Origin of the sequence: Streptomyces sp. NPDC048623, from assembly GCF_040650755.1 — a bacterium.
GTDB lineage: Bacteria > Actinomycetota > Actinomycetes > Streptomycetales > Streptomycetaceae > Streptomyces.
In genome coordinates this window covers 140,311-162,892 of record NZ_JBEZHV010000006.1, presented here as the reverse complement: position 1 = coordinate 162,892, position 22,582 = coordinate 140,311, and the positions used below count along the sequence as shown (strand labels likewise).

26 protein-coding genes and 1 tRNA gene are annotated in these 22,582 nt (G+C 73.4%); 16 read left to right on the top strand and 11 right to left on the bottom strand.

Features of this window, described 5'->3' with window-relative positions; translation table 11 throughout:
• Window positions 1-62 precede the first annotated feature (62 nt).
• Window positions 63-485: a hypothetical protein gene (locus AB0C73_RS11475; protein WP_362527593.1), complete on the top strand. Its 423-nt coding sequence runs from the start codon at window positions 63-65 to the stop codon at window positions 483-485.
• 16 nt (window positions 486-501) lie between these two features.
• Here AB0C73_RS11475 and AB0C73_RS11470 read toward each other — a convergent pair whose 3' ends face one another.
• Entirely contained in the window at window positions 502-1,314 is an 813-nt protein-coding gene (locus AB0C73_RS11470; RefSeq protein ID WP_362527590.1) for a helix-turn-helix transcriptional regulator, read from the bottom strand.
• A gap of 102 nt (window positions 1,315-1,416) precedes the next feature.
• Between AB0C73_RS11470 and AB0C73_RS11465 the strand changes: the two genes are divergently transcribed.
• Window positions 1,417-1,719 carry a 4a-hydroxytetrahydrobiopterin dehydratase gene (locus tag AB0C73_RS11465; RefSeq protein ID WP_362527589.1) on the top strand — a complete coding sequence of 101 codons (303 nt, stop codon included), beginning with the start codon at window positions 1,417-1,419 and terminating at the stop codon, window positions 1,717-1,719.
• 57 nt (window positions 1,720-1,776) lie between these two features.
• Window positions 1,777-2,520 (top strand): class I SAM-dependent methyltransferase, encoded by a 744-nt coding sequence (locus AB0C73_RS11460; protein WP_362528033.1) that lies wholly within the window; start codon window positions 1,777-1,779, stop codon window positions 2,518-2,520.
• Here AB0C73_RS11460 and AB0C73_RS11455 read toward each other — a convergent pair.
• Together AB0C73_RS11455 and AB0C73_RS11450 are read right to left on the bottom strand one after the other, a co-directional pair.
• A complete protein-coding gene (locus tag AB0C73_RS11455) occupies window positions 2,498-2,962 on the bottom strand; it encodes a hypothetical protein (protein ID WP_362527586.1) in 465 nt (154 codons plus the stop codon). The two genes, AB0C73_RS11460 and AB0C73_RS11455, sit on opposite strands and share 23 nt — an antisense overlap.
• Window positions 2,959-3,450 (bottom strand): hypothetical protein, encoded by a 492-nt coding sequence (locus AB0C73_RS11450; protein ID WP_362527583.1) that lies wholly within the window; start codon window positions 3,448-3,450, stop codon window positions 2,959-2,961. The genes AB0C73_RS11455 and AB0C73_RS11450 overlap by 4 nt, the downstream gene beginning before the upstream one ends.
• 39 nt (window positions 3,451-3,489) lie before the next feature.
• Between AB0C73_RS11450 and AB0C73_RS11445 the strand changes: the two genes are divergently transcribed.
• Entirely contained in the window at window positions 3,490-4,440 is a 951-nt protein-coding gene (locus AB0C73_RS11445; RefSeq protein ID WP_362527580.1) for a WYL domain-containing protein, read from the top strand.
• A 113-nt stretch (window positions 4,441-4,553) separates the two neighbouring features.
• Window positions 4,554-5,495 (top strand): methyltransferase, encoded by a 942-nt coding sequence (locus AB0C73_RS11440; protein ID WP_362527577.1) that lies wholly within the window; start codon window positions 4,554-4,556, stop codon window positions 5,493-5,495.
• Window positions 5,496-5,571: 76 nt separating this feature from the next.
• Here AB0C73_RS11440 and AB0C73_RS11435 read toward each other — a convergent pair whose 3' ends face one another.
• The 3 genes from AB0C73_RS11435 to AB0C73_RS11425 form a co-directional block, all read right to left on the bottom strand.
• Entirely contained in the window at window positions 5,572-6,366 is a 795-nt protein-coding gene (locus AB0C73_RS11435) for an aldo/keto reductase (RefSeq protein ID WP_362528030.1), read from the bottom strand.
• Window positions 6,367-6,547: 181 nt separating this feature from the next.
• On the bottom strand, window positions 6,548-8,377 hold the full coding sequence (locus AB0C73_RS11430; RefSeq protein WP_362527574.1) for an AMP-dependent synthetase/ligase: 1,830 nt from the start codon (window positions 8,375-8,377) through the stop codon (window positions 6,548-6,550).
• 336 nt (window positions 8,378-8,713) lie between these two features.
• A complete protein-coding gene (locus AB0C73_RS11425) occupies window positions 8,714-9,580 on the bottom strand; it encodes a LysR substrate-binding domain-containing protein (RefSeq protein ID WP_362527571.1) in 867 nt (288 codons plus the stop codon).
• A 108-nt stretch (window positions 9,581-9,688) separates the two neighbouring features.
• Between AB0C73_RS11425 and AB0C73_RS11420 the strand changes: the two genes are divergently transcribed.
• The 4 genes from AB0C73_RS11420 (at window position 9,689) to AB0C73_RS11405 (ending at window position 12,518) form a co-directional block, all read left to right on the top strand.
• On the top strand, window positions 9,689-10,789 hold the full coding sequence (locus tag AB0C73_RS11420) for a bile acid:sodium symporter family protein (protein ID WP_362527570.1): 1,101 nt from the start codon (window positions 9,689-9,691) through the stop codon (window positions 10,787-10,789).
• A 9-nt stretch (window positions 10,790-10,798) separates the two neighbouring features.
• Complete coding sequence (locus tag AB0C73_RS11415; protein ID WP_362527567.1) at window positions 10,799-11,371, top strand: GNAT family N-acetyltransferase; 573 nt, start codon at window positions 10,799-10,801, stop codon at window positions 11,369-11,371.
• Between the two features lie 245 nt (window positions 11,372-11,616).
• The gene (locus AB0C73_RS11410) at window positions 11,617-12,138 is read left to right on the top strand and encodes an isochorismatase family protein (RefSeq protein WP_362527565.1); all 522 of its coding nucleotides are present in this window, start codon (window positions 11,617-11,619) and stop codon (window positions 12,136-12,138) included.
• Complete coding sequence (locus AB0C73_RS11405; protein WP_362527562.1) at window positions 12,135-12,518, top strand: (2Fe-2S) ferredoxin domain-containing protein; 384 nt, start codon at window positions 12,135-12,137, stop codon at window positions 12,516-12,518. The genes AB0C73_RS11410 and AB0C73_RS11405 overlap by 4 nt, the downstream gene beginning before the upstream one ends.
• Here AB0C73_RS11405 and fdhD read toward each other — a convergent pair.
• Window positions 12,515-13,405: a formate dehydrogenase accessory sulfurtransferase FdhD gene (gene fdhD / locus AB0C73_RS11400; RefSeq protein ID WP_362527561.1), complete on the bottom strand. Its 891-nt coding sequence runs from the start codon at window positions 13,403-13,405 to the stop codon at window positions 12,515-12,517. The two genes, AB0C73_RS11405 and fdhD, sit on opposite strands and share 4 nt — an antisense overlap.
• Before the next feature lie 228 nt (window positions 13,406-13,633).
• Here fdhD and AB0C73_RS11395 point away from each other — a divergent pair, with 228 nt between their 5' ends.
• The 4 genes from AB0C73_RS11395 to AB0C73_RS11380 all read left to right on the top strand — a co-directional run bounded on the left by AB0C73_RS11395 (window position 13,634) and on the right by AB0C73_RS11380 (window position 16,571).
• Window positions 13,634-14,578: a beta-ketoacyl-ACP synthase III gene (locus AB0C73_RS11395; protein ID WP_362527558.1), complete on the top strand. Its 945-nt coding sequence runs from the start codon at window positions 13,634-13,636 to the stop codon at window positions 14,576-14,578.
• Between the two features lie 212 nt (window positions 14,579-14,790).
• Window positions 14,791-15,480, top strand: coding sequence for a hypothetical protein (locus tag AB0C73_RS11390; RefSeq protein ID WP_362527555.1), 690 nt, complete (start codon window positions 14,791-14,793; stop codon window positions 15,478-15,480).
• A gap of 122 nt (window positions 15,481-15,602) precedes the next feature.
• The gene (locus tag AB0C73_RS11385; protein ID WP_362527553.1) at window positions 15,603-16,250 is read left to right on the top strand and encodes a class F sortase; all 648 of its coding nucleotides are present in this window, start codon (window positions 15,603-15,605) and stop codon (window positions 16,248-16,250) included.
• A 233-nt stretch (window positions 16,251-16,483) separates the two neighbouring features.
• Window positions 16,484-16,571, top strand: a tRNA-Leu gene (locus AB0C73_RS11380).
• A gap of 49 nt (window positions 16,572-16,620) precedes the next feature.
• Here the strand turns inward: AB0C73_RS11380 and AB0C73_RS11375 are convergent.
• From AB0C73_RS11375 to AB0C73_RS11365, 3 genes are read right to left on the bottom strand one after another with little or no spacing between them, the layout of a single operon-like run.
• On the bottom strand, window positions 16,621-17,355 hold the full coding sequence (locus AB0C73_RS11375) for a methyltransferase domain-containing protein (RefSeq protein ID WP_362527551.1): 735 nt from the start codon (window positions 17,353-17,355) through the stop codon (window positions 16,621-16,623).
• 36 nt (window positions 17,356-17,391) lie between these two features.
• Window positions 17,392-17,859: a hypothetical protein gene (locus AB0C73_RS11370; protein ID WP_362527548.1), complete on the bottom strand. Its 468-nt coding sequence runs from the start codon at window positions 17,857-17,859 to the stop codon at window positions 17,392-17,394.
• 5 nt (window positions 17,860-17,864) lie between these two features.
• On the bottom strand, window positions 17,865-18,341 hold the full coding sequence (locus AB0C73_RS11365) for an ATP-binding protein (protein WP_362527546.1): 477 nt from the start codon (window positions 18,339-18,341) through the stop codon (window positions 17,865-17,867).
• A 207-nt stretch (window positions 18,342-18,548) separates the two neighbouring features.
• Here AB0C73_RS11365 and AB0C73_RS11360 point away from each other — a divergent pair, with 207 nt between their 5' ends.
• From AB0C73_RS11360 to AB0C73_RS11350, 3 genes are all read left to right on the top strand, one after another.
• Window positions 18,549-19,421: a helix-turn-helix transcriptional regulator gene (locus tag AB0C73_RS11360; RefSeq protein WP_362527543.1), complete on the top strand. Its 873-nt coding sequence runs from the start codon at window positions 18,549-18,551 to the stop codon at window positions 19,419-19,421.
• Window positions 19,422-19,658: a DUF397 domain-containing protein gene (locus AB0C73_RS11355; protein ID WP_015037566.1), complete on the top strand. Its 237-nt coding sequence runs from the start codon at window positions 19,422-19,424 to the stop codon at window positions 19,656-19,658.
• 74 nt (window positions 19,659-19,732) lie between these two features.
• The gene (locus tag AB0C73_RS11350) at window positions 19,733-20,554 is read left to right on the top strand and encodes an SAM-dependent methyltransferase (RefSeq protein ID WP_362527541.1); all 822 of its coding nucleotides are present in this window, start codon (window positions 19,733-19,735) and stop codon (window positions 20,552-20,554) included.
• Window positions 20,555-20,629: 75 nt separating this feature from the next.
• Here the strand turns inward: AB0C73_RS11350 and AB0C73_RS11345 are convergent, their stop codons facing one another.
• A complete protein-coding gene (locus AB0C73_RS11345; RefSeq protein ID WP_362527539.1) occupies window positions 20,630-22,510 on the bottom strand; it encodes a M64 family metallopeptidase in 1,881 nt (626 codons plus the stop codon).
• Window positions 22,511-22,582: the final 72 nt, after the last annotated feature.

Here is a 22,582-nt window from a genome sequence, read left to right as displayed (position 1 = left end):
GCACTCCGTCCGGGCGCCGGCCCGACTCCCCGTGAACTGCCTTGTCAGGAAGGTGATCCGCCATGTCCCAGGCCCTGCTCGCCGGAATCTCCCGCACCACCCGGCCGCGGTCCATGGTGCGCCGGTTCCTCGCGCTCGACGCCGTCGTCACCGGCGCCAACGGGCTCGCCTACGCCGCCGCGCCCGGACCGATCGGTGAACTCCTCGGTGTCGAACGGGGGTTGCTCTTCGAGCTCGGGCTCTTCCTCGCCGTGTACGCGGCCGGGGTGGCCTGGCTCGCGAGCTGGCCGCGGCCCGCCGCGGGCGGGGTCAGGGCCGTCGTCGACATCAACCTGCTGTGGACCGTCCTCAGCGTCGTCGCACTCGTCGCCTGGCTGGAGCCCACCACCGCCGGGACGGTGTGGACCCTGCTCCAGGCCGCCACCGTCGCGGGCTTCGCCGCGCTCCAGTGGTCCGCGCTGCGCGCCTCCGAGGCCACGCCGTAAGCCGTAGCGGGAGGGGCTATCCCGCCTGCGACCGGAGATAGGCGGCGGTCGCCGGGTCGGCCGGCAGCATCGTCTCGATGGCCAGCTCGGCGACCGTCACGTCCATCGGCGTGTTGAAGGTCGAGATCGACGACACGAAGGACAGCACCCGCCCGTCGTGCTCGATCCGCAGCGGCAGCGCGAAGTACGGGTACGGCTCCGGGTCCTCCCGGTCGTCCGGGTCCGCCACCCCCGCGTCCGGCAGCGGATACGCCGCCACCTCCTCGTACAGCGCCCGCAGCGCCTGCGAACGGGCGAGCCCGATCTGCCGCTCCATCTGGGCGAGCAGATGCCCCCGCCACTCGCGCAGATTGCGGATCCGCGGCGCGAGACCCTCCGGGTGCAGCGTGATCCGCATCGCGTTCAGCGGCGGGGTGAGGAGATGCTCCGGCAGTCCGGCGAGCAGCAGTTGGATGCCCCGGTTGGCCGCCACCACCGTGTACGAGCCGTCGACCACGAGCGCCGGGAACGGCTCGTAGCCCTGCAGCAGCCGCTCGATGCCCTCGCGCAGCGTCTCCAGCTCGGGTGCGTCGAGCGCCGACTCGGCGTAGCGCGGCGCGTAACCCCCCGCGAGGAGCAGGGAGTTGCGGTCCCGCACCGGCACGTCCAGATGCTCGGCGAGCCGCAGGATCATCTCCTCGGACGGCCGGGAGCGGCCCGTCTCGATGAAGGAGATGTGCCGCGCGGACGAGTCCGCCCGCAGCGCCAGCTCCAGCTGGCTCAGCCGCCGCTGCTCGCGCCACCCGCGCAGCAGGGGCCCCACACCCGTGTCGGTCGCGACAGTCGTCATGGGCAGACGGTATCCCAGAGGGGGACGCGGGTACGTTCTCCCCGGGACCGCTCCCGGGACCGCTCCGTCACCACCCCGCACACCTACCGGAGGGAGCACCACGTGCCCACTGAGCCCCTGTCGCAGAAGGAGATCGAGGACCGCCTGCGGGAGCTCCCCGGCTGGCGCCTCGACGGTGACCGCATCACCCGCCGCTACGAGCTCGCGGACCACTTCGCCGCGACCGCGCTCGTCGTCCACGTCGCCCAGATCCAGCAGGAGCTGAACCACCACAGTGATCTGACGCTCGGTTACAACACGGTCGCCGTGGCCGTGCACACCCACTCGGCCGGCGGGATCACCGAGAAGGACTTCGAACTCGCCGAGCGGGTCGAGGCGGTGGCCCCGGGCCACGGCGCACGCTGACACGGGTCAGGGCCGGACACACCCTCGCCGTACCATCCCCGCATGGGACGGACGACGATGCTCGACTACGAGGCCGAGGCCGCGCGCTACGACGAGACACGTGGGGGAGTCCCGCGCGCCGAGGCGGCGGCCGCCGCCGTGCTCCGCCTGCTGCCGCCCGGCGCCCGCACCCTCCTCGACGTCGCCTGCGGCACCGGTCTCGTCACCGAACGGATCGTCCGCCCCGGACTCACCGTGTACGGCGCCGACGCCGCCCACGCGATGCTGCGCACCGCCGCCGCCCGGCTCCCCGGCCGGGCGGTGCGCGCGGACGCCCGCCGGCTGCCGCTGCCGGACGGGGCGGTCGACGCCGTGAGCGCGATCTGGCTGCTGCATCTGGTGCCGTTCGCCGAGGAGATCGTCGCCGAGGCGGCCCGGGTGCTGCGGCCCGGCGGCGTGTTCGTCACCACCGTCGGCAAGGACGCCTGCCACGACGTCGGCAGTGACATCGATGTCCTGCTCCGCCCGCATCGCGCGCCGGACGCCGGGTCCGACCGGGCCGACCGCATCACCGCGTACGCCGCCGCCCACGGCCTCGCCCCGGCGTCCGGCACCACCTTCACCGGCCACGGCCAGGGCGCCACCCCGCGCGGCACGGCCGGGAAGCTGCGCCGCGGCCACTACGCCTCCTGGTTCCGCGGCACCCCTGTGACCGTGGAGAACCTCAGCCGGTCCCTCGCCGCCCTCCCGGACCAGGACCGGCCGCGTCCCGACCCCGCCTACCGCCTCGCCCGCTACGTCAGGGCCGCTCCCCGCGGCTGAACTCCATCACCCAGTTCACCACCCACTCCTCCGTGCCCGCCGGCGCGAAGGACTGCTCCCAGCGCGCCGTGTCCGGACCGATCCCGGACCACCGGAACCGCACCCGCACCGGCCGCCCCGCGTCGTGGTCGTCGCCGAAGAACTCGCCCGTGCCGTCCGCGCCGAACCGGCCGCGCACCGGCGGAGAGAGGAGGCCGGTACGGCTGTTGGACCAGTTCAGCGTCCACTCGCCGGACTCCGGCTCGTACAGCCGCAGCGTCAGCCCGCGGAAGTCCTTCGACGGGAACACGATCTCGTCGGCGTGCGCCCGGCCGCCCCAGAACAGGCGCCCGGTCGTGTACCCGTCGAACTCCTCCCAGCCGCTTTCCGGATCGAGGGAGTCGGCGAGCCGCCGATTGCGGACGGTCCACCGTCCGTCCAGGAAGTCGAAGCCGCCGCTCACGCGCACACCCCCGTGGTGCCCGTGGTCAGCGCGTCCGCGAGATAGGCGGTCAGGTCCGGAGCCTCGGGCACCAGCATGTGCCGTACCCAGGCGGCCCGTTCGTGCCCGAGCGGCGCCAACTCCCACACACAGCCGATCCAGTTGCGGACGGTCGGGTCGAGGCGCACGAAATGCGTGGAGTCCAGGTCCGGGCAGTCGAGGGCCGGCTGCCCGGCCGCCGCGCCCGCGAACTGCAGCACGTTGTCCCACACCCAGCTGTAGACGTTCAGATACGCGCCGGTGTCGCCGCCCCGGTGCAGCACCGTGAAGCTTGCCGCAGGGGTGGAGCCGTCCGGCTCCGGCAGCAGCTCGGGCAGCAGCGCGTACGCCGCCTTCGCGACCTCCGGCTCGATGCCCGCCGGGTCGGACGTGACGTGGTAGCGCTTGATGTGCCGGCCGTCGATCTCGACGGGCGGCAGGACGGTCAGATTCTTCTCCGCGAAAGCCATGGCTGGACTGTACGAACACTTCCCTGACATCTTCTGTCAGTGAAGTCCAGCCGACTCCTGACGATCCTGCTCCTGCTCCAGACCCGCGGCCGGATGACCGCCGCCCAGCTCGCCGAGGAGCTGGAGGTCTCCGTCCGCACCGTCTACCGCGACGTCGAGGCGCTGCACACCGCGGGAGTCCCGCTGTACGGCGACGCCGGGCACCGCGGCGGCTACCGGCTGCTCGACGGCCACCGCTCCCGGCTCACCGGCCTGTACGCGCGGGAGGCCGAGGCCCTCGTCCTCGCCGGCCTTCCGGCCGCCGCCGACGAACTCGGCCTCGGCGGACACTTCGCCGACGCGCAGCTCAAGCTGCGCGCCGCCCTTCCGGCGCCGCTGCGCGAGCACGTCGACCGGCTGCGCGGCCGCTTCCACATCGACGCCCCCGGCTGGTACGCGGAGGACACCGGCGCGCCGTTCCTGTCACAGGTCGCCGACGCCGTACGGGACGGGCGGGTGCTCGCCGTCCGCTACCGGCGCTGGAAGGAGCCCACCGACGTCGACCGGCGGCTCGCCCCGTACGGCCTGGTCCTCAAGGCGGGCCGCTGGTACCTGGTCGCCGGGCCCGGACCGCGCACCTACCGGGTCGACCAGATCCTCGACCTCACCGTCACCGACGAGGAGGCCGTCGTCTCCGAGGACTTCGACCTCGCCGCCCACTGGCGGGCCAGTCAGACCGACTTCCACGCCCGGCTCCACCAGGGCGAGGCGGTCGTACGGATCTCCCCGCGCGGCGCGGCCAAGCTCACCGGCGCCGCCGCCCGCGCCCTCGCCGCGAACGGCACCCCCGAACCCGACGGCTGGACCCGCGCCACCCTCCCCGTCGAGGGCCCTGACCACGCCCATGACACCTTCCTCGCCCTCGGCGCGGAGGCGGAGGTCCTCGCCCCCGAGGACCTCCGGGCCCGCATCGCGGCCACCGTGCGCACGCTGGCCGCGCGCTACACCTGACCGAGCGAACCGAACGTGGACCGTCGCCACCGGGGGGAGGGCTGAGCGGATTCGGCTTTGCCGGACCGGCAAGTTTTCTCGCGCCCACGGGGGCGGGCGCGCACGCTGTCCCCATGAGCGCATCCCACCACCACTCCGGGCACGACCACGGGCACGATTCCCAGGGACACGGGTCCCATGGCCACGGCTCCCACGGGCACGGCCACCACCACACCGACCTCGACTGGGCCGAGATGGCGCCGCTGCTCATCGCGCAGGCGGAGACACAGAGCCCCCTCTACGCGGAGGCCGCCGCCTGGCTCGCCTCCCTGCTCCCGGCCGGTTCGGTCCGCCGCGTCCTCGACGTCGGCAGCGGCCCCGGTGTCGTCACCGCCCTGCTCGCCGAGGCCTTCCCGGAGGCGGAGGTGGTCGCCGTCGACGCGACCCCGGAACTCCTCGCGCTCGCCCGGGAGCGGGCGGACGCCCGCGGACTCGGCGACCGGGTCGGCACCCTGCGGGCCGAACTCCCCGGAGACTTCGGCACCCTGGGCACCGCCGACCTGATCTGGGCCAGCAACTCCCTCCACCACATCGGCGACCAGCGGGCCGCCCTCGCGTCCTTCGCCGGTCTGCTGAACCCCGGCGGTCTGATCGCCCTCGCCGAGGGCGGCCTTCCGGCGCGGCACCTGCCGTGGAACCAGGGCGTCGGCCGCCCCGGTCTGGAGGCCCGGATGGACGCGGCGCAGGCCGACTGGTTCGGCGAGATGCGGGCCTCGCTGCCCGACAGCAAGGAGGAGATCGACGACTGGGCCGCGCTGCTCACCGGCGCCGGGCTCGATCCGAGCGGCACCCGCAGCTTCCTCGCCGACGTCCCGGCGCCGCTGCCGGAGGCCGTGCGCAGGCAGGTCGTCGCCCACTACGAGCGCCTGCGCGAGGGGTACGGCGAGCAGCTCGCCGCCGACGACCGCGAGGCCGTCGACCGGCTGCTCGACCCGGCCGAGCCGCTGTCCCTGCACCGGCGCCCGGACGTGTTCCTGCTGACCGCCCGCACGGTCCACACGGCGCGCAAGGCCTGACGCCCACCGCTACGGGCGGGGCCCGGTGGACGGACATCCACCGGGCCCCGCCCGTACCGCCTGCGGCATCCGCCGGTCAGGCGCCGACGTTGAACTCGCCCGGGTTCGGGCCGAGGCGGCGGCCCTCGTCGAGGGCGGCGATGCCGGCCAGGTCCTCGGCGTCCAGCTCGAAGTCGAAGACGTCGATGTTCTCGCGGATACGGGACGGGGTCACCGACTTCGGGATCACCACGTTGCCGATCTGCAGGTGCCAGCGCAGCACCACCTGGGCCGGGGTCCGGCCGTGCTTCTGCGCGATCGCGACGATCGCCGGGACCTCCAGGAGGCCCTTGCCCGAGCCGAGCGGCGACCAGGCCTCGGTCGCGATGCCGAGCTTCGCGTGCGCCTCGCGCGACGCGGTCTGCGCCAGCTGCGGGTGCAGCTCGATCTGGTTGACGGCAGGGACCACGGAGGTCTCACCGATCAGGCGCTCCAGGTGCTCGGGCAGGAAGTTCGACACACCGATGGCCCTGGCCCGGCCCTCGGCCAGGATCTTCTCGAAGGCGCGGTACGTGTCGACGTACGCGTCCTTCGCCGGCACCGGCCAGTGGATCAGGTACAGATCGACGAACTCCAGGCCCAGCTTGTCGAGCGACGCGTCGAACGCCCGCAGCGTCGAGTCGTAGCCCTGCTCGCTGTTCCACAGCTTGGTCGTGACGAAGAGCTCCTCACGCGGGAGCCCCGAGGCCGCGAGCGCCTTGCCGGTGCCGGCCTCGTTCGCGTAGATCGCGGCGGTGTCGATCGAGCGGTAGCCCGCCTCCAGGGCCGTGGCCACGGCCCTCTCGGCCTCGTCGTCCGGCACCTGCCAGACACCGAAACCGAGCTGCGGCATGCGCACGCCGTTGTTCAGGGCGAGGAAGGGGACGTTGCTGTCCGTGCTCACGAGGGGTGGATCCTTACGTCGTCGGGGGTTGTCCTCACAGCCTCAACGATCACGACGCCGATCGCATTCCGCCCGCCCCGGAATCCGCCCGCCCCGGAATCCGCCCGCCGGGAGCCGTGCGGCGCGCCCGTCAGCCGTACAGCGCCGCGACCTCGGTCGCGTACGCCTGCTCGATCGCCTTCCGTTTCAGCTTCAGGGACGGGGTCAGCAGCCCGTGCTCCTCGCTGAACGGATGCGCCAGGATCCGGAAGGTGCGGATCGACTCGGCCTGCGAGACCTTGGTGTTCGCCGCGATCACCGCCCGCCGGATCTCCGACTCCAGAGCCGTGTCGTGCACGAGCTCCCCGGGCGGCAGCGGCGCGCGGTTCTGCATCGCCAGCCAGTGCTCCACCGCCTCCTGATCCAGCGTCACCAGGGCCGCCACATAAGGCCGGTCGTTGCCGACCACGATGCACTGGGCCACCAGCGGATGCGCCCGTACCCGCTCCTCCAGGCCGAAGGGCGACACGCTCTTGCCGCCCGAGGTCACCAGGATCTCCTTCTTCCGCCCGGTGATCGTCAGATAGCCGTCCTCGTCGAGCATCCCCAGGTCGCCGGTGGCCAGCCAGCCGTCGTTCAGGACGGCGCCGGTGGCCTGCGGATCGTTCAGATAGCCGGAGAAGACGTGCGCGCCGTGCAGCCACACCTCGCCGTCCTCCGCGATGTGCACCGTCGTGCCCGGCACCGGCTGCCCCACCGTGCCGTACTTGGTGCGCTCCGGCGGGTTCGCCGTCGCCGCCGCCGAGGACTCCGTCAGGCCGTAGCCCTCGTAGACCGTCACGCCCGCGCCCTCGAAGAACAGACCGAGCCGCCGGTCCATCCCCGAGCCGCCCGACATCGCGTGCCGGACCCGGCCGCCGAGCGCGTCGCGCACCTTCCCGTACACCGTCTTCTCGAAGAACTGGTGCTGCATCCGCAGCCCCGCCGACGGCCCGGGACCGATCCCGAAGGCCTTGTGCTCCATGGCCTCCGCGTACTTCACCGCCACGTCCACCGCCTTGTCGAAGGGCCCTCGCTTCCCCTCCGACTCGGCGCGCCGCCGGGCGGCGTTGAAGACCTTCTCGAAGATGTACGGCACGGCCAGGACGAAGCTCGGACGGAAGGCCTGCAGATCGGGCAGCAGCTCCGCGGCCGCCAGCACCGGCTGGTGGCCCAGCTTCACCGCGCCCCGGATCGCCGCGACCTCCACCATCCGCCCGAAGACATGCGCGAGCGGCAGGAACAGGAGGGTGGCGGCCTCGTCGCCCGGCTTCGAGTGGAACACCGACTCCCAGCGCCCGATCAGCATGTCCGTCTCGAACATGAAATTGGCGTGGGTGATCACACAGCCCTTCGGGCGGCCCGTGGTCCCCGAGGTGTAGATCACCGTCGCCACCGACTCCGGCGTCACCGCCCTGCGGTGCCGCTGCACCACGTCCTCGTCGATCTCGGCGCCCGCCGCGATCAGCTCCGCGACCGCGCCCTCGCCCGCGTCGAGCTGCCACAGGCGCTGCAGCCGGGGCAGCCGGTCGATCACCGAACCGATGGTCATCGCGTGGTCCTCGTGCTCCACCACGCAGGCCGTCACCTCGGCGTCGTGCAGCATCCACAGCACCTGGTCGGCGGAGGAGGTCGGATAGACCGGCACCGGCTGGGCGCCGAGCGTCCACAGCGCGAAGTCGAACAGCGTCCACTCGTAGCGGGTACGGGCCATGATCGCGACCCGGTCGCCGAACCGCACGCCCTGGGCGATCAGCCCCTTCGCGAGCGCGAGCACCTCGTCCCGGAACTGCGCCGCCGTGACGTCCTGCCACTGCCCGTCGGCGTCCTTGCGGCCGAGAGCCACCCGGGAGGGGTCGTTCTCCGCATGATCGAACACGGCGTCCGCCAGACCGCCGATCTGAGGCGCCGCCTCGACGGGCGGCACGGTGAACTCGCGCACTGACCTGCTCCCTCGCCGGCTTGATGTCGCGCTCGTTGCGGCGCGGGTGAAACTACCCCACGGCGGAGCCGGGCGGGAGGGCCTTCACCAAGCCGCGACATAACGCATCCGCACAGGTCAGCGACCAGAGCGCGGGCAAGCGAGCGCTTCCCGGACCCCGTTGGCCCACCACCGGCGGGCCCTGCGGACCCGAACCTGCACCGAATCTGTACGGAGCGATCACGGCGGCATCGACGGGACCGAGGCTGTGACGAGACCCGCACCCAGGACGAGACGCGGGCCGTGGGGGACGCGCAGGGGGCCGCGGCCCCACCGACCAACCGTCCCGCAAAAACGTCACCGCAGCCGGTCCCCGCCCGCCAGGATCGCCGCGGCCAGCGCGTCCGCCGCCTCCTGGGTCGCCCCGCGCCGCCGCCCCTTGCGCAGCACGAAGTCCACCGCGCCCAGCTCCGGCAGCCCGGCCCGCGCCGGGAGCTCGACCAGACCCGGCGGCAGCAGGCCGCGGGTGTGCGCCATCACCCCGAGCCCGGCCCGCGCCGCCGCCACGTTCGCGCTCAGGCTGCTGCTGGTGCAGGCGATCCGCCACGCCCGGCCCTGCGCCTGCAGGGCCTCCAGGGCGCGAGCCCGGGTGATGCCCGGCGGCGGGAACACGATCAGCGGTACCGGACGCTCCGGGTCGAGCCGCAGCCGGGGCGCTCCGATCCACACCAGCACGTCCCGCCAGACCAGCTCCTCACCGCCCAGCTCCGCCTGCTCGCCGCGCCGCTTGGCCAGGATCAGATCGAGCCGGCCCGCCTCCAGACGGGCCTGGAGCGTGCCGGACAGTTCGACCGTCAGCTCCAGATCGACCTCCGGGTGCTCGCGCCGGAACGTCTCCAGGATCTCCGGAAGGCGCGTCATCACGAAGTCCTCCGACGCGCCGAAGCGCAGCCGGCCGCGCAGCCGCGTCCCGGTGAAGAAGGCCGCCGCCCGCTCGTGCGCCGCCAGGATCGTCCGGGCGAAGCCGAGCATCGCCTCGCCGTCCTCCGTCAGCTCCACCCCGTGCGTGTCGCGGACGAAGAGGGGCCGGCCGGTCGCCTCCTCCAGGCGCCGCACGTGCTGGCTCACCGTCGACTGGCGCAGTCCGAGGCGCCGGGCGGCCTGGGTGAAGCTGAGGGTCTGCGCGACCGCGAGGAAGGTGCGCAGCTGGGTCGGCTCGTACACATCCCGACCCTAGCGCCGCCGCCCCTCGTGCCGTCATCACGATTCGTGATGACAGTCAGTGCGCTGTACGACGTTCCCGATCGCCGGGCCGTCGACCAGGATGGACTCATGAGTTCCCGTACGCCCCGCGGCTCCCGCCGGCCCCTCCTGCCGTCCCGGCTGCCGGTCGACCCGTACATCCTGGCGCTGCTCGCCACGGTCGGCCTCGCCGCGCTGCTGCCCGCCTCCGGTGCGGCGGAGACGGTCGCGAGCGGCGCGGCGACCGGGGCGGTCGCGCTGCTCTTCTTCCTGTACGGGGCGCGGCTCTCGACCCGCGAGGCGCTGGACGGCCTGAAGCACTGGCGGCTCCACGTCACCGTCCTGGCCTGCACCTTCGTGCTCTTCCCGCTCCTGGGCCTCGCGGCCCGCGGACTCGAACCGACGGTCCTGACCCCGGAGCTCTACAGCGGCCTCCTCTTCCTCTGCCTGGTGCCGTCGACCATCCAGTCCTCGATCGCCTTCACCTCGATCGCGCGCGGCAACGTGCCCGCCGCGATCTGCGCGGGCTCCTTCTCGTCGCTCGCCGGCATCCTGATCACCCCGCTGCTCGCCGCGCTCCTTCTCGGGCACGGCGCGGGCGGCTTCTCGGCCGACTCGGTCCTGAAGATCGTGCTCCAGCTGCTCGTGCCGTTCCTCGCGGGGCAGCTGCTGCGCCCGTGGCTGGGAGGTTTCCTGTTCCGGCACAAGAAGGCGCTCGGCCACGTCGACCGGGGCTCGATCCTGCTCGTCGTCTACACCGCCTTCAGCGAGGGCATGAACCGCGGCGTCTGGCACCTGGTGACCCCCGCCCGGCTCGGACTGCTCCTCGCCGTCGAGGCGGTGCTGCTCGCCGTGATGCTGGGGCTGACCTGGTACGGCGCGAAGCGGCTCGGTTTCGGGCGAGGCGACCGCATAGCCATCCAGTTCGCGGGTTCCAAGAAGAGCCTGGCCGCCGGACTGCCCATGGCGAGCGTCCTCTTCGGTGCGCAGGCCTCGCTGGCCGTGCTCCCGCTGATGCTCTTCCACCAGATGCAGCTGATGGTCTGCGCGGTGATCGCCCGCCGCCGGGCCCGCGACCCGGAGGCCCGGGACCCGGAGGCGGCGCCCGCCGGGCGGACCGCGGAAGGACCGGGCGGAGAGCCGACGGAGCAGTTGGCGGAACAGAGGGCGGAGGCGAACTCGCCCGCGTAGGCTCCACCGATGGACAAGATCACCGCGCTCCTCTCGGCGGACGCCACGCCCTCGGCCCCCGCCCTCGTCCTGCGGCCCTGGGAACCGGCCGACGCCTCCGGCCTGCTGGAGCTGGGACGGGACGACGCCCTGCGCCGCTGGACGAGCCTGGCCGTGGACGACGAGGCGGGAGCGGCCGACTGGATCCGCGAGCAGCGGCAGGGCTGGGAGACGGGTGGTCGTTTCGCGTTCGCCGTCCTGGAACGCCGGGAGCCGGGCGGCGGCGCGGCGCGACTGGTGGGCCACGCGGTCCTCAACGGCGTCGCTCCCGGCACCGCGTCCGCCGACGTCGGCTACTGGACCGCGGCGCCCGCACGCGGCCGGGGCGTGGCGCCCCGGGCCCTGCGTGCCCTGACGGACTGGGCCTTCGCGACCTTCGCCGCGGAGGGCCTGACGCGTCTGCGCCTGCTGCACCAGGTGGACAACACGGCGTCCTGCCGGGTCGCGGAGAAGTGCGGCTACGAACTGAGCGCGGTCCTGCCCGCGGCACCCCCGGCCTACCCCCTGGACGGGCATGTGCACGTCCGGGCGTACGAGGCGTAGGCGCCCGGGCATGGTCGTTCGCCCGGGGGCGCCGCCACCGGGACAGAACGCGCCCCGTCGGCCGGCCCGGCGCGGGCGCGGCCACCGCGTGGGCGCGCGGCTCGCCGCCGACCGCCCAGGACCGCGCCGACCGGCGCTCTCGGGACCACCCGCCTCCTCGCCCCCCGCCGAGGCGCGCGGCACCGTCGGCCGGGATCGCACCCCGTCCGGCCGTCGATGATCATCCGGGCCGATACGGTGCTCCCATGCCCGCACTCGATCCCCGCCGCACCGCGCTCGTCCTCGTCGACCTGATGGAGCGCATCGTCGCGCTCCCCCTCGCCCCCCGACCCGGCAGCGACGTGCTCGCCACCGCCGGCCGCCTCGCCGAGACCTTCCGGGCCGCCGACGCGCCCGTCGTCCACATCAGGGTCGAGCGCCCCGGCGTCGACACCCAGCCGCCCGGGAGCGAGCTCGTCGCCGAGCTCGTGCACGCCGGCGACGAGACCGTCGTCAAGCGCACCATCGGCGGCTTCCAGGACACCGGACTGCACGAGCTGCTCCAGAAGCACGGGGCCACGACCCTCGTGTTCGGCGGCATCGCCACCAACCTCGGCGTCGAGTCCACCGCCCGCGCCGCCGCCGACCTCGGTTACGACCTCGTCTTCGCCGAGGACGCCATGACGGCGCTCACCGCCGACGAGCACCGCGCCTCCGTCCAGCTGGACTTCCCGCGCCTCGGCACCGTCACCCCGACCGACGACATCACCCTGGACGGCGCCGAGTGACCCACGTGCCGATACGGTACGGGGCCCGCCCCTGCTCGCTCGTGGTCTGCCGCGGCTGCTGCTGCGGCGACGCGCGCAAGAACCCCGGCCAGGACCACGACGGCCAGCTCGCCCGGCTCCGGGCCGCCGCCGCGGCCTCCGGCGGCCGCCTGGTGGTCCGTACCAGCGACTGCCTCGGCCCGTGCGCACAGGCGAACGTGCTCGTGGTCCAGCCGTCCACCGAGGGCCGGCGGCGCGGCGGCCGGGCCGCGTGGGTCGGCTGGAGCGCCGACCAGGACTGCCTCGACGAGGTCCTCGCCTGGACCGCGGCCGGCGGCCCCGGCGTCGCCCCGCCGCCCGCCACCCTCGAACTCCAGATGATCGACCCGCCGAAGAACTAGGCAGGACCAGGACCAGGACCAGGACCAGGACCAGGCCCAGGACCGGGACCGGGAGCGGCTTCCAGCGCGACCCGGTGCTCGCCCGCGTACACGTTCATGTCCTGCCCACGCAGGAACCCGACGAGCGTCAGGCCCGACTCGTGCGCCAGGTCCACCGCCAGTGAGGACGGCGCCGATACGGCCGCGAGCACCGGGATGCCCGCCATCACCGCCTTCTGCGCCAGCTCGAACGAGGCCCGCCCGGACACGAGCAGCACCGCCCGCGCCAGCGGCAGCAGACCCTCCTGCAGCGCCCGCCCGACCAGCTTGTCCACCGCGTTGTGCCGGCCCACGTCCTCCCGTACGTCGAGCAGTTCGCCGTCCTCCGAGAAGAGCGCCGCCGCGTGCAGACCGCCCGTCCGGTCGAAGACCTTCTGCGCCCCCCGCAGCCGCCCCGGCAGCGCCGCGAGCAGCTCCGGCGTCAGCCGCAGCGGCGGCGCGTCCGCGATCGGGAACCGGGCGGTGGTGCGCACCGCGTCCAGGCTGGCCTTGCCGCACAGACCGCACGACGAGGTCGTGTAGACGTTCCGCTCCAGGCTGATGTCGGGCACCGGCACGTCCGGCGCCAGCTGCACGTCCACCACGTTGTACGTGTTCACACCGTCCGCCGTGGCGCCCGCGCAGTACACGATGTTCCGCACGTCCGAGGCCGCGGCGAGCACCCCCTCGCTGACCAGGAACCCGGCCGCGAGCGCGAAGTCGTCACCGGGCGTGCGCATCGTGATGGCGATCGGCCGCCCGTTGAGACGGATCTCCAGCGGCTCCTCCGCCACCAGCGTGTCCGGCCGGGTGTTCACCGCCCCGCCCCGTATGCGCACCACACGCCGCCGCTCCGTGACCCGTCCCATGGTCGCTGCACCGTTTCTGTCCGAGCGGGACGCCACTGTCCCCGCGGATCGCCCCCAGGGGCCTGACCGGCCCATTCTCCTCTTGTCACGGTCGAACAGGCACTTCGGGTGAATCTTGGTGGTTTACGTCACCGGTTACCCGTCAGTCGCTGACAAGACTGGGTCCTCCCTGCCGAGGCCGCAATGCGGCAACGCACCGACGATCGAACGACCGAGGGGGTCCCGGCGATGACCGGCACTCGTATCGCCGCGCTCGGGCACTACCAGCCCGCCAAGGTGCTCACCAACGACGACCTCGCCGCGCTGGTCGACACCAGCGACGACTGGATCACCAGCCGGGTCGGCATCCGCACCCGGCATGTCGCCGGACCCGAGGAGCCGGTCGACGAACTCGCCGCGCACGCCGCCGGCAAGGCCCTCGCCGCCGCCGGGCTCGGCCCCGGCGACATCGACCTGGTGCTGGTCGCGACCTCCACCGCGATCGACCGTTCGCCGAACACCGCCGCCCGGGTCGCCGCCCGCCTCGGCATGGGCTCGCCCGCCACCATGGACCTCAACGTGGTGTGCGCGGGCTTCACCCACGCCCTCGCCACCGCCGACCACACGGTGCGCGCCGGCGCCGCCCGCCGCGCCCTGGTCATCGGCGCCGACAAGATGACCGACATCGTCGACTGGACCGACCGCAGCACCTGCGTCCTGGTCGGCGACGGCGCGGGCGCCGCGATCGTCGAGGCCACCGAGACCGACACCGGCGCGATCGGCCCGGTCCTGTGGGGCTCCGTCCCCGAGATGGGCCACGCGGTCCGGATCGAGGGCACCCCGCCGCGCTTCGCGCAGGAGGGCCAGTCCGTCTACCGCTGGGCCACCCAGCAGCTGCCCGCCCTCGCCCGCCAGGCCTGCGAGCGGGCCGGCGTCCGCCCCGAGGAGCTGACGGGAGTGGTGCTCCACCAGGCCAACCTGCGGATCGTCGAGCCGCTCGCCGCCAAGATCGGGGCGGTCAACGCGGTCGTCGCCCGCGATGTCGTCGACTCCGGCAACACCTCCGCCGCCTCCGTCCCGCTCGCCCTCGCCAAGCTGGTCGAACGCGGTGAACTCCCCTCCGGCGGGCCGGTGCTGCTCTTCGGCTTCGGCGGCAACCTCTCGTACGCGGGCCAGGTCGTCCGGGTGCCGTAAGGGGTCCCGGCGGGTCCCGCGGGGGACCCGGGGGATCCCGGGGGAGTCCCGGGAGAGTCCCGGGAGAGTCCCGGGGGCGGATGACCCGATCGGCGGAGCCCGGTGGCGGGGCACCCGCGGCGCGCCTAGCTTCGAACGCGACGAGGGCCCGCAACCGGCCCGCCGCGGAGCGTGAGTTCCGCGTCCGCCCTCGCGTGATCTGGAGGACCCCCATGCGCGCGATACGCGCCGCCGCTTCCGCCGCCCTGATCGCTCCCCTCGCGACCACCGCCCTGTTCCTCGCCGCGCCCTCGGCGGCCGCGGACGACGGGGGTTTCGCCCCCACCGACCTCGGCCTCCTCAAGGACGAGCTCCTCGGCACGGCCGACGCGGCCCCGAAGGACGCTCCCAAGGACGCCCCGAAGGACGCCCCCGACGAGGCCCTCAAGGAGGCCCCCAAGGGCGCTCCGCAGAACGACGGCGGCACCGGGCACGACATCACGTCCTTCGGCTTCTCCGTCACGCCCGCCACCGTGGCGCCCGGCGGCACCGTCACCCTCAAGGCCGACGGCTGCCAAGTCCCCAGCGTGAAGGTCGAGTCCGGGATCTTCGAGACCGTCACCCTGAACGAGGGTCACCAGGGCACCGCCACCGTCGACTTCAGCGCGAAGATAGGTGCCCAGTACGAGATCACCTTCGACTGCAAGGGCGAGCGCGGCACCACGAACCTCACCATCGCGGACGGCGGCGGCCATACGCCCGACCCGAACACCGGCGCCCACAAGGGCGTCAAGGCCGGCTTCGGCAGCGGCGCCACGCACGGGGTCGGCGCCACCGAGATGGTCACCGGTGGCGTCCTCATCGCCGGCGCGCTCGGCGCCGCCGTGGTCCTGACGCGCCGCCGCGAAACCACCGGGTCCTGACCACCGGCCGGCGTCCGGCCGGCATCCCAGACGGCTCCCCCGCCCCGGTGTGACGAGGTCCGGGGCGGGGGAGCGCCATTCCGCGGAACCGGCGGACGAGCGACGAAGGGGACGGCAGGCACGTGCAGGGGTCGAACGGGTCCGGGCGGCGCGGCGCCTGGGGTGTGATCGCCGTGGTCCTCCTGATCGGTGTGCACCTGGTGCGCGGCGGGGCGGGGGAGTGGCCCGCCGGCGGGCCGCCGCAGCCCCCGACCGCGGCCGCCGCGGCCGGCCGGGCCGCCGCCCTGACCGGTGCCGCCACCGCCGATCCGCTGCCCGCCTCGCCGCCCGTACGGGTCAGGGTGCCGTCCGTGCGCATCGACGCGCCCGTCACCCGGGTGGGCCTGGACGCCGACGGCTGGATCGATGCCCCCGCCCCGTACGACCGCAATCTGGCGGGCTGGTTCACCGGCGCCGTCACCCCCGGTGAACGTGGCACGGCCGTCGTCGTCGGCCATGTCGACGTCCCCGGCGGGCGGGCCGTCTTCTACGACCTCGGCGCCCTCGCCCCCGGCATGCGGGTGGAGGTGGCCCGCACGGACGGCCGGACGGCGGTCTTCACGGTGTACGGCATCGAGGTCGTCCCGAAGGACGGCTTCCCGGCCGCCCGGGTGTACGGCACCACCGGCGCCGCGGAACTCCGGCTGATCACCTGCGGCGGCCGCTACTCCCCGGACGGCGGCTACGAGAGCAACGTCGTCGTCTCGGCCCGCCTCACCGAGGTCCACTGACTCCTGCGACTCCTGTGACTCCCGCACCGACCTGACGTACTCCCGCTCCGGGACTGACCCGGGGCGCGCGCCGCCGGGCAAGGTGGCTCCCACGGAACCGGCGTCGGGGGGCGCCGGGCTCCGAGCGGCCTCCGCGCGCCGCACTGACCACGGAAAACGCGGGTGAAAGGCGCCTCGAACCCCTGGTAGAGTTATCCATGTCGCCGCGGGGAACACCGAGGCGCACACCACCTGTCCGGGTGGCGGAATGGCAGACGCGCTAGCTTGAGGTGCTAGTGCCCTTTATCGGGCGTGGGGGTTCAAGTCCCCCCTCGGACACCAGTACGGAAGGACCCCGACGAAAGTCGGGGTCCTTCCGCGTTTCCCCGTCTCACAGGGCCGGAGACGCGGCGTCCAGGCCCTTCCGGGCCACCACCAGCCGGCAGCGCGGGCTGCCGTCCTCCCGTGCGCCCAGGGAGCGGATCGGCAGGGTCTCCACCGTGAAGCCGGCGCCCGTGAGGCGGGCGCGGACGTCGGCGAGGCGGAAGGTGCGGTAGTACATGACGAACGGCGGGCGCCACAGAGCGTTACGGACGCGCATCGCCGCGTCGAAGCCCCAGGACGTCCAGTACGCGGCGGAGCCCACCCGGGGCGGGGTCGGGAGGGGGAAGGCGAAGGTGCCGCCGGGGCGCAGGGCGGAGTGGACCGAGGAGAAGAGGACGCGCTGCCCGGCGGGGAGGAAGTGGCCGAAGGCGCCGAAGCTGACCGCGAGGTCGAAGACCGGTGCGAAGGGGAGGGCGAGGGCGTCGGCCCGGACCAGGGCCGCCCCGGGGTGGGCGAGCCGGGCCTCGGCGAGCATCCCCGCGCTGAAGTCGACCCCGGCGATCCGGCCCGCGCACACCGAGCGGAGCACCCCGAGTCCCGCGCCGGTGCCGCAGCACACGTCCAGGCCCGAGTCGAAGGGGCCGAGCGGCTCCAGCGTGTCGGCGACCGCGGTGAGCAGCCGGTCGGAGGTGCGGAACGGCGTCGCGTCGAACTTCGCGGCGAGCAGGTCGTAGCCGTGCTCGACGGACGACAGCGCCTGGCGGGTCAGTTCGTACAGGCTGGGGCCCTCGGGGGAGAACATGCTCCGACCCTACGGCCCCGGTCCGAACGACACGCCCTACAGCGGGCTGCCGCCCGACAACGGGCTGCCGACCTGCGGCGGGATGCTCCAGGCCGGGGCGATCCCGGTCAGCTGGCAGGTCAGCAGATAGAGCGGGATCGGCGGGGAGTACGGGGAGCCGCCGTCGGGATGGTGGATGAGCCGCGGCCGGCGGTCCGGGACCCGGGCGCCGGGGGCGTAGCAGGCGGGCAGCGGCCAGGTGAGGTCGTCGTCGGAGCCGGCCGGGACCAGCCACCACCACCAGTCGGTGTCGGCGTAGACGCAGCCCTTGGCGGGCAGCCGGGACAGGATGCGGAAGCCGTAGCGGGCGGGGACGCCGACGGCGTCGCAGCCGAGGGTGGCCGGGAGGTCGACGGGCACGGGGAGCCGGGTCACGCCGACGGGCGCGGGGGAGAAGGGGGCGCCGGGAGTGCGGGGGGAGTTCTCGGGGCTCTTGCGGGCGCGCGGGATCAGCAGCGTCGCCATCGCCTTCAGCACGGCTCGCCCATGCCGTGCGCCAGTTCCGCCCAGACGATCTGCGCCGTGCCGTGGCCGGTGCGGTCCGCGCCCCAGGCCGCGCACAGGGCGTCGACCAGGATGAGGCCGCGGCCGCGCTCCTCCTCGCCGCAGTCGCGTATCCGCGGCCCGGCGGGCCCGCCCTCGTCGCACACGGCTATCCGGAGCCGCTCCTCGTCCTCGCGGATCTCGCAGACGATCCGGGCGCTCGCGGTGTGCACGACGGCGTTGGTGACGAGTTCGGAGACGACCAGGGCGACGGTGTCACGTATCCCGGTGTCGCAGCCCCACAGGATCAGGCGTTCCTCGGCCAGCCGCCGGGCCCGGGCGACGGACTCGGTCCGTGCGGGCAGTTCGAAGGCGAAACGGCGGAAGATGTCGTGAGGGCGTGGGCGCTGCTCCATGACGCGGGGGCTCATGAGACCAGAGGAGTGCGCGTTACCAGAAGCCACGACCGGATCCTCACAACTGTGGGCAGGAGTGCCGTACACACCCCTCCGGGGCGAATCGCCCGGTGACGTGCGTACTGGTTCACCGGAATACTCTGCTCCCGAGCCGGACACTTGGCAAGTGGCACTCTGAAAATTGCAGAGTGCTGTGTTCTCTCTGGCGGGGTTCGTGGCACACTCATCGAAACAGCGCGTCGGGGAGGTCTGAGAGTGAGCGAGCCGCGGTCCGCCCCCACGGTGGGACAGGTCGTTCTCGGCAAGCGTCTGCAGGATCTGCGCGAGCGGGCAGGCCTCAAGCGGGAAGAGGCCGCCAAGATCCTCAGGGTCGCCCCGGCCACGATCCGGCGCATGGAGACCGCCGAGGTCGCGCTGAAGATCCCGTACGTACAGCTGCTGCTGAAGGCGTACGGCATCACGGACTCCGAGGCGGAGAGCTTCGTCGCCCTCGCGGAGGAGGCCAACCTCCCCGGCTGGTGGCAGCGGTTCCACGACGTGCTGCCCGGCTGGTTCTCGATGTACGTCAGCCTGGAGGGGGCCGCGAGCCTCATCCGGGCCTACGAACCCCAGTTCGTCCCCGGTCTGCTGCAGACCGAGGACTACGCCCGCGCCATTCTGCGCAGCGGGGCGGTCGGCGGCAGGAATGCCGGGGAATCCGAGGAGACCGACCGGCATGTAGCCCTCCGCATGGAGCGCCAGTCCCTGCTCACCAGGGAGGACGCGCCCAAGTTCTGGGTGATCATGGACGAGACGGTCTTCCGCCGGCCGGTCGGTGACGGGCCCGAAGTGATGCGCGACCAGCTCGACCGGCTGCTCGAAGCGTCGGAGCTGCCGAACGTCACCCTGCAGATCGCGGAGTTCGCGTCCGGACACCATCCCGGTACCTACGGACCGTTCGTCCTCTTCCGCTTCGCCATGCCCGAACTCCCGGACATGGTCTACAGCGAGTACCTGACCGGCGCCGTCTATCTCGACGCGCGCCCCGAGGTGGCCTCCCACCTCGAGGTCATGGACCGCATGGCGGCCCAGGCCGCGACTGCACAACGCACGAAGGAGATTCTCCGGAATCTCCGCAAGGAGCTGTGAATGGATCGCATATACAACGGCATGCCCGCCGCTGAGCTCGGTGCCGAAGGCTGGCACAAGCCGTGGAGCGGCGGGAACGGGGGCAACTGCGTGGAGGCCATGAAGCTGGCCGACGGCAGGGTCGCCGTGCGACAGTCCGCAGACCCTGAAGGACCCGCGCTCATCTACACCCACGGGGAGATCGCCGCCTTCATCCAAGGAGCGAAATCCGGTCAGGCTGACTTCCTGCTCACCTGACCCCTTCCGTCCCACCCCGTGCATCGCGTAACTCTTGCTGTAAGCGCCACCGTTCGACCCGCCGAGGAGAGCCGATGACCCCCCAGGACGCCGTACCGCCGCAGGGCGGCATACGCATCGACACCAGCAAGCCGCATCCCGCGCGCATGTACGACTGGTTCCTGGGCGGCAAGGACAACTATCCCGTGGACGAGGAGATGGCCCGCCAGCTCCTCACCGTCGACCCCCGGGGCCGGGACATGGCCCGGGTCAACCGGGCCTTCATGCACCGCGCCATCCGCTGGCTCAGCGCCAACGGCGTCCGCCAGTACCTGGACATCGGCACCGGCATCCCCACCGAGCCCAACCTGCACCAGATCGCGCAGGGGGCCGCGCCGGAGTCCCGGATCGTCTACTGCGACAACGACCCGATCGTGCTCGCGCACGCCGCCGCGCTGCTGCGCTCGACCCCGGAAGGGGCCACCGAGTACATCCAGGCGGACGCCCGTGACCCCGAGCTGATCCTCGAACGGGCCGGAAAGGTCCTTGACTTCGACCAGCCCATCGCGCTCTCGATGCTCGCGCTGCTGCACTTCGTCGGCGACGAGGACGGGGCCTCCGAGCTGGTCGCCAAGCTCGTCGACAAGCTGGCCCCCGGCAGCTATGTGGTCATCTCCCATGTCACCGGGGACTTCAACCCCGAGGGCGCGGAGCAGGCCGCCGCCATGTACAGGGCCCGCGGACTCACCCTGCGCCTGCGCTCCCGCGACGAGGTCGGCGCCTTCTTCGACGGCCTCGACCTCGTCGACCCGGGCGTGACCCTGACCGCCGAGTGGCACCCCGAGCTGGGCGAGCCGGTCCCGGTGCCGGGCGACGAGCCCATCCCGGGCTGGTCGGCGGTCGGCCGCAAGCGCTGACCCCGTCCCGCAGCCTGCCGCGTCAGAGGGGCCCCGCCGTTCCGGACGGCGGGGCCCCCTCTCTCGTCCGTGCTGTCAGGGCCGTTCCAGCGTCACCAGGAAGCGCTGTGCCCGGCCCACGTTCCCGGCCGCGTCGACCGTCCGGTACTCGACCGTGTGCGTGCCGTAGTCCGGCGTCGCGTCGTCCCACGGCACCGCCCGCGGCCGGCCCAGCTTCCCGTACACCAGGCCGTCGATCACCGTGCCCGAGGGTGAGAAGAGGAACGGCGCGTCCGCGTCCGTCGGCCGGCCGTAGTACGTGTACCAGCCGTCGCCGTCCACCCGGAACTGGCTCACCACCGCGCCCGGCCGGTCGTCCGTGGCCGTCAGCCGCATCGTGAACGCGGCGTCGTAGACGTACTCGACCGGCCGCCCCGGCCGCCGCACCGTGCGCAGCGGCTTCGACAGCTCGTACGCGGCGGAGGCCGGCGTCGCGTCCACCGTCCAGCGCAGCTCCTGATGGGTGCCGGGGATGCGGGCGGTCAGGGTGTACGTGCCGGGGGCCAGGCGCAGCGCGCCCAGGTCGAGATCGCGGTCGTTGCCGGGGTTCGGGACCGTCCGGCCGTCGAGAGCCCAGGTCACCCCGGGGATCCGGCGCACCGGATGGGTGGTGTCGGCGTACACCACGGACCGGGCGCCGACCGGCGCCGTGGTCGCCGTGTGCCCGGTGAACACCGCGGCCGCGGCGGGGTTCCGCGGCGTGCGCAGCGCCGGGTCCACGGTCCAGCGGACGGTACGGGTCAGGGCGGCCGAGCCGCGGACCGCCGGGTCGCGCACGAACGGGGTCGGGTCGGTGACCGTCGCCGTCAGCGTGTACGTACGCCCGGGGGAGAGGCCGCCCACGGTCCGCAGGTCGAGCGTCCGGGCGCCGCCGGTGCGCAGCGGCCGCCCGTCGAGGCGCCATTCCACGGCGAGTTCGCCGCCCGTCGGGTGCAGGGTGTCCACCCACACCGTCCGGTCGGCCCCGACCGGCACGGTGTCCGGGGTGTGGTCCTGCACCAGATCGACCTTGCCGGAGATCGCCTTCACCATCACCTCGCGCTCCACCTGGTCGAAGGCGTAGCCGAGGGTCTTCATCATCGAGTGCCGGCTGGGCCGCCAGACGCCCCGGGTGCTGTACATCCCGCCCTCGTACCGCCCCACGACCCCGCCGGACTCGCTCTCCTCGCCCAGCCAGCGCCACCACTTGGCCCGCTCCGCCCGCATCCGCTCCTCCGTCAGGAGCGAGTGGTGGGCGGAGGACGGCTCGCCGCCCTCGTACGTGCCGCCGGGCACCCCGCGCGCGTAGTAGTCGTACTCGTCCTGGAGCCCGCCGAGCGAATGGCCCAGCTCATGCGGGGTGATGAGCGCCGACAGGGCGTTGCCGCCGGACGCGGTGGCGTAACTCCCGCCCGCGCCACCGTAGGTGGAGCTGTGCGCGAGCGCCACGATCTGCCGGTTCGCGCGCCGCGTCCCCGGCACCAGGTCCGCGAGCCCGGCCGCCTTGGCGCTGTCCACGGTAAGCAGCCGCTGCACGCTGCCCGGGTCGCAGCCGCCCCAGAAACCCATGTCGAGCGCGGTGTCCCGGGCCGGCGCGTCCAGCGAGGGATCGCAGTCCACGCCCGATTCCTTCGACGGCACCTCCACCGCCCACACGTTGATGTACGAGCGGTACGAGGCGAACGGCTCGATGCTCCACAGCATGCTCAGATGCCGTTCCAGGTCCGCCCGGAACACCGGCATCTCGGCGGCCGTGTAGCCGTCGCCCATCACCACCAGATTGAACCGGCGGTCGGCGGGACCGGTGGTCCGGACGGGCACCACGGTCGCCCCGCCGGACTCGGCGGCGGCCGGCCCGCCGCCGGCCAAGGTCCCGGTGGCCACGAGGCCCGCGGCCAGCAGGCAGCCCACGAGGAGCCGGGCCACTCCGCGGCGCACACCCCGGCGCACACCCCTTCGTCGCGGTGGAGTCGGTGAAGTCATGGGGCGCGAGCCTAGGCCGAGCGCCCC